The sequence below is a fragment of the Galactobacter sp. genome (assembly GCF_022712295.1).
Taxonomy (GTDB): domain Bacteria; phylum Actinomycetota; class Actinomycetes; order Actinomycetales; family Micrococcaceae; genus Galactobacter.
This window is the reverse complement of sequence record NZ_JALAGT010000012.1, coordinates 39,416-45,719: the sequence shown is the minus strand read 5'-3', so window position 1 is coordinate 45,719 and position 6,304 is coordinate 39,416. Positions and strand designations below refer to the sequence as shown.

General features: G+C 66.0%; 4 protein-coding genes. 1 reads left to right on the top strand and 3 read right to left on the bottom strand.

The genetic code is table 11. The annotated features are described in order from the left end of the window. Together Q0A15_RS01070 and Q0A15_RS01065 are read right to left on the bottom strand one after the other, a co-directional pair. Positions 1 to 460: hypothetical protein (locus Q0A15_RS01070; RefSeq protein WP_291277686.1), on the bottom strand; the 460-nt coding region annotated here is incomplete at its 3' end. A 1,007-nt stretch (positions 461 to 1,467) separates the two neighbouring features. Next, positions 1,468 to 2,295 (bottom strand): phosphotransferase family protein, encoded by an 828-nt coding sequence (locus Q0A15_RS01065; protein ID WP_291277685.1) that lies wholly within the window; start codon positions 2,293 to 2,295, stop codon positions 1,468 to 1,470. Between the two features lie 101 nt (positions 2,296 to 2,396). On the opposite strand from Q0A15_RS01065, the gene pepN reads away from it, so the two are divergent. After that, positions 2,397 to 5,033 carry an aminopeptidase N gene (gene pepN, locus Q0A15_RS01060; RefSeq protein ID WP_291277684.1) on the top strand — a complete coding sequence of 879 codons (2,637 nt, stop codon included), beginning with the start codon at positions 2,397 to 2,399 and terminating at the stop codon, positions 5,031 to 5,033. A gap of 127 nt (positions 5,034 to 5,160) precedes the next feature. On the opposite strand, the gene Q0A15_RS01055 is transcribed toward pepN, so the two are convergent. Continuing rightward, entirely contained in the window at positions 5,161 to 6,264 is a 1,104-nt protein-coding gene (locus Q0A15_RS01055; RefSeq protein ID WP_291277683.1) for a lipoate--protein ligase family protein, read from the bottom strand. Positions 6,265 to 6,304: the final 40 nt, after the last annotated feature.

Genomic DNA, 6,304 nt, shown 5'->3' with positions numbered 1-6,304 from the left:
GCTTGAACAGGGTGAGGGCTTGCTCCTCACTGACTTTTCCGTCCAACCACAACGCGAACGTCAACGGCGCTTGGCCAGGGCATTCGGAGGCGAGGTCCACGAGGTGACGGGCTCGGGAGCCGTTCAGTTTCCGCGCCAGGCCGAGGTCTTTGCCGACCTCGGCGGGGACGTTCCTGACCGAGCGTTCGGCCGCCTCGGCCGCCTGACACCGCACCCGGACTATATGGTCGGTGATCAGGGCCTGACGGGCCTCAATCATTCGCTTCACCGTTTCCAGCGCAGCCAGCCCGGCCAGCGCCTCTGCGTTGTCCCACCCGGAGAAGGCCTCGGAGTTCAACAAGGCAACGTGGCCCTTGAGCTCGACCAAGACTGCTGGTGGGCGAGTTTGTCCCTGCTGCTGTGGTTTCTGGTCCCCTGAGGTGGTGTGTTCCCCTGAGCGGATCCCCCGATTCGCTTCCATGCACTGACTCTACTAGCACATAATAACCAGCGCCAGTGTTTTTCTTAACTGCCAGGTGATTCCCAGATGAGCCGGGTTTCCACCCGTGACTAATCCACAATATGTGGACGACATGCCCACAAACATGCCAATCAATAATCCTGGATTGCAGAAAGCCGGTTAAGCGTCGCATGGGAATTGGGTTGACCCAGGTGGGCGACCGAGGCGATCGGTCGAGCGCGGCGGGAGGATTGACCAGGCGGGGTGGAGCGGGTGGCGGATCCACTGGCTGGGGGTGCAGAGGTTGCGTGGTGGGCGCGTAGCGTGCTGCGGCGGGGTTGGTAGGTGGCGGCGCAGCCGGGCAGGGCCAAGTCACAGGACTCGGAGCGCTACTGCGGAGAGCTGTGGCCAGGTGTGACCGTCAGTCAGCAGACGCTGCTCGGTGCGACGGCTAGTAAGGAAGCATGGCCGGCTGGGGTCACTGGGCGGCGTCGCGGCCAGGCAGGGCCAAGTCACTGGGCCAAGTCACAGGGCTCAGAACGGATTGGCGGAGATGTGCGCCCGGGAGTGACGGTTAGCGAGGAGACATGGCCGGCTGGGGTTACCGGGCGGTGCCGTGGCAAGGCAGGGCGGGAAGGCTCGGTGGGATTGCTGGGTGATGTCGCGGGAACGCGTTGTGAATGGGCTAGGTATGTCAACCACGAAAAGTGTAAAGAGGGCTTCATTCGTGCACGAATGAATCGACAATCGCTTTCCATCCTCGAATGGGTGTCATTCGGTTTAGTGTGCGTGCGACCGTCAGGTCTGTCCCCTTCGAGTTCGAAGTTGAAACACGTCTCGTGGCGACCAATCCGGCGGAGAATCACAAGCTGTGTCGTGCTCCTGTTCTCATGACGCAGCAGGGGCCCGACGGATCGCCCAGGATCGCACCTGTCGAAGGGCCGTTGAAGCATGGCATCCCACAGTGTGGAGTCCCGTCTGGTCCGCCACACAGTATGAGAGTCCTGCGCGTATGCCGATGAGGCTGGTCAGAGCGTGGCATTCCAGGCGTCGAGACGGGCGCGCAGGGTTTCCGCAGTGCCATCACTGCGACCGATCCCCAGGTAATTGGGCGCCCAGGTCTCCACCCTGTCCTCGGCTCGCGCCGCCGCTTGCACGTCCCAGGCGCCGATGTCTGTCACCGTGACCCCGGACAACCTCTGGTACTCACGCAAGAACAGTTCCGCGGCGTCGGGATCGCCCAAGAGGACCAGATCCTGTCGACACCACGCCAGGTCCACGCCGCGGGGCGCGCTGCAGGCGCCGGACCAGTCCACGACGCCGGCCACGTCACTGCTGTCCCACAGGACGTTCCCGCACCAGAAATCGAGGTGGGTCAGCACTCGGTGGCTCGTGTTGAGGTCCTCGAACTCGGCCCGTGCCCTACGTGCCAGCGGCCCGTCGCCCATCCCGGGTCCCACCGGTTGGAGCCGGAGACCGGCACCGGATAGGCCATGAATCCGCGCCAACGTCCGGGCCATACCTGCTGCGATGGCCGCAACCGGTAGGTCGGGCGACGGCGGGGTGCCGGGCACTACGGTCGTGATGATCACGGGGCGTGCCTGCGTGCCGCCAATTGCAACGAGCCGGGGAACCAAGGTGCCGAGCCTCGCCAGCGTCGGGTGAGCTGCGCACTCACGGCGCGCCGCGTCGTCGCCCAGGGGAAAGCGGCGCGCAACCAGGCTGCGGCCCCGACACGTGACCACGACGGTGGTGGCATGCGTACCACCGGGGAGCACCCGGTCCAGGACGGCGGGCGCACCAAGTGCGGTAGCGACCGCATCCACGATCGCGTGGACATCGTTCCGATTGGTCATTGACCCATCCTGGCATCTGCCTCATCGCGACATCTGACAACGGAGAAACATCCGACCAGGGCCGATACCCCAAGATGTGAAAGAGTGCTTGAATAGTTTTCATGATCTGCGATCCCCGGCCCCTGAACGAGAACCTGCGACGTGACGAGGCCGCCGCGCGCGCCCTTGTGGTCACCACGCTCGACTATCGACTGCACCTGGATTTCTCCAACGCCGAGGACCAGGATTCCCCCTCCTTCGCCGTACGCACTGAGGTGGACTTCGACGCCAGTGAGGGTGCCGCAACGTTCCTGGACTACCTGGGTCACGAGGTGAACTCCGTGAGCTTGAACGGAGTAACCCTGGAACCGGAGGACGTGGTGGACGGCGCCCGTATCCACCTGCCCGCGCTCAAGGAACACAACACCGCGATCATCGAGTCGCGCTCCTACTACTCCCGTTCGGGTGAGGGCGTGCACCGTTATGTGGACCCCGCGGACGGATTCACCTACCTGTACTCGCAGAACGAGCCGGCCGACTGCCGCCGCATCTACCCGAACTTCGAACAACCCGACCTGAAGGCTCGCTTCGCCACGCGGATCACCGCCCCAAATCAGTGGCACGTGGCCTCCAACGGCGCCCTCCACGACGTCGTGGAGGCGGAGGGAACCAACTCGACGCGCATCTTCGCTCGGACCGAGCCCATGTCCACCTACATCACCACGTTCCTGGCCGGCCCCTACGCGTACTGGACCGATCGCTACACCGGGGACACCGCCTCCGGCGCACACGTGGAGATCCCCCTGGGCATCCTCACCCGCGCCTCCATCGCGGAGCACGCCGACACCGAGGAGATCTTCGAGGTCACCAAGCGCGGCCTGGACTGGTTCCACGAGAACTTCGACGTGGCCTACCCCTGGGGTAAGTACGACCAGGCTTTCGTCCCCGAGTACAACCTCGGCGCCATGGAGAATCCCGGCCTCGTCACCTTTACCGAGAGCTACATCTTCACCTCAGCAGCCACCGAGGCTCAGCACGAGGGCCGCGCCAACACGATACTCCACGAGATGAGCCACATGGCCTTCGGGGTCCTCGACACCATGAAGTGGTGGGACGATCTCTGGCTCAAGGAATCCTTCGCGGATTACGTGGGCGCCCTCGCCGTGGACGAGGCCACCGACTTCACGACGTCGTGGACCACCTTCGCCTCGCGTCGTAAGGCCTGGGCCTACCGCCAGGACCAGTACCCCACCACGCACCCCATCGTGGCCGACATCGTGGATCTGGAGGCGGCAGACCAGAACTTCGACGGCATCACCTACGCCAAGGGTGCCTCGGTGCTGAAGCAGCTCTCGGCCTACGTCGGCCGCGACACCTTCCTCGCTGCCGCGCGCGACTACTTCCGGGACAACGCGTGGGGCAACACCACCTTGGCCGATTTCCTCAGGGCCCTCGGTTCCGCCTCCGGGCGGGACATGAGCGGATGGGCCGCTGCATGGCTGGCCACGGCAGGCGTCTCCACCCTCACGCTGGAAACCACCGTCGAGGACGGCCGGATCGCCTCAGCCGCACTGCACCAGTCCGCAACCGATCCGCGTACGGGCGAGTCGGTTCTGCGCCCGCACGTGGTGCACGTGGGCGCCTACGCTCCTGTGCCCGACGGCCCGGCTCGGCTGGTTGCCTCCCCCGAGGTCCGCTTGGAGGACGCCGACGGCGCCCTCGCCGCCGCGGAGGTCCCTGAGATTCTCGGCCTGCCCGCGGATACGGTCCTGCTGCCCAACGACGCCGATCTCAGTTATGCGCTGGTGGCCCCCGACGCCAACTCACTGGAGGCCTTCCTCGCGGAAGGGTTCGAGGACGAGTTGGCTCGGGCCACGGCATTCGCCGCGGCGTGGAACCTGGTGCGCGACGGCGGTCTGGCACCGGAACGCTTCGTGGACGGCGTCGTCGCCACGTCCCACCTGCTGGAGGACACCGGTGTGCTTTCCCAGGTGTTCGCGCAGGCGACGTCCGGCCTGGTGGATTACGCCCGTGCCGAGCAGCGTCAGGAACTCCTGGCCCGATGGAGCACCTGGCTGCTGGAAGCCATCGTGGACGAGCCGGAACTCTCCGACGTGCGCACCGTCCGGTTGCGCGCCCTGTTCTCGGCCCTGGAACACCTGCAGGCCCCGGCCGCAGACACGCTGGGTGTCATCGCCACCTGGTTGGACCCGACGAATGCCTTCGATCTCGGGGAGGAGCTGACCTGGGCCGCACTGAGCGTCTTCGCCGCGCACGGCCGCATCGACGCCGCCTCCTTGTCCGGCCGACAGGCTGCGGCGCCCACCGCCGTGTCCTCCACCGGCCTCACCCGGGCGCTGGCCGCGATCCCGGACGCCGACGTCAAGGCTTCAGCGCGCCAGGCCGCCTACAGCGGTCGCGACGTCTCGGGAGCGCAACTCTCCAACGACCAGCTGCAGGCTGTCATCGACGGGCTCGGCGTGGATCCGAGGCACGTGGATCGACCGGATCCGGCGGAGTACTTCGACCGCCTGGCCAAGGTGTGGCGCGAACAGACCCAGGGCCAGTCCACCCGGGTGGTCAAGGGCCTCTACCCCGCAGATGCCGAGATCGCGGACGGCGACGCGGACACCCACCCGACGGTGGTGGCGACCCGCGCCTGGCTGGAGGCCAACCAAGACCAGCCCGCCGCGTTGCGGCGGCTGGTCATCGAGTCACTGGACGACGTCCGCAGGCGGCTGCGCGCGCAGGCCGCCTGACCGCGCGGGCCGGGCACGCACGACTCATCTACGGCAAGAAACCACAGCTACGGTGCCGATCTACCCTTCGGCACCGTAGCTGTGGTTTTTCACCGTTGCTACGACTCGAGCTGGAGTACCGTCCAGATCACGGGACCCGGCGGGTCCACTCGTCGGTGAGGAACTTGGTCCTGGCCAGCTCCTCGGCCTCGGCGAGGGTGGCATCGTCGATGACGGCTTCCTTGGCACCGTAGCGGTCCATGAAGACCGACTTCAGCGTCGAGAGGATCTCCTCGCGGCTGCGTCCCGCCTGACGCTTGAGCGGGTCAACACGCTTCTTGGCGGACGTGATGCCCTTGTCGGAGATCTTCTCCCTGCCGATGCGCAGCACCTGCGTCATCTTGTCCGCGTCGATGTCGTAGCTCATGGTCACGTGATGCAGCATGCCTCCGCCGGCCAGACGTTTCTGAGCGGCGCCGCCGATCTTGCCTGCGTCGGTCGCGATGTCGTTGAGCGGAACATAGTGCGCCTCCACCCCGACCTCGGCCAGGGACTGCATGACCCAGGAGTCAAGGAACGGGTAGGAGTCGGCGAAGGACATGCCGTCCACCAGGGACTGCGGTAGGTACAGGGAGTAGGTGACGCAGTTGCCCGCCTCCATGAACATGGCCCCGCCGCCGGAGATGCGGCGCACCACGTGGAAGCCGTACTTCTGCGCGGCCTGCTCATCCACCTCGTTGCTGTAGGACTGGAAGGACCCGATCACCACGCTGGGCTCGTTCCACTCCCACAGTCGCATGGTCGGGGCACGCAGGCCGGCGCCGACCTGACGGGTCAGGACCTCGTCGAGGGCCACGTTGACCTCGATGGGGTACGGGGTGGGGCCCAGGACCTCCCAGGCATGGTCGTCCCAGGTGCTGGCCAGGCCAAGGGCACGCCGCACCGCCGTGGCCACCGCAGCGGCATCGAAGCCGAACATCACGGCGCCCGGGCGGACCTGGGCCTCGATGGCCCTGGTCAGTTCCTGGTGGCTCGCGGTGGCAGAGAATCCGGTGAGTGCGGTGTTGATGTCATCCAAGGCCTCGTCCGGCTCGAGGAAGAAATCGCCGTTGATCGCTGCGGAGGCGATCCGGTCGTTCTCCACATCGAGGTCGGCGACCACGAGTTTGCCGCCTGGGACCTTGAACTCACCGTGATGGTGAACGGAGCCTGCAGGTGTTGGGGATCCGGGGAAAGAAGAATCATTCGACACGCCCTCCAGCCTATCGCCGTCGACGGCCGCCGAGGGTGAC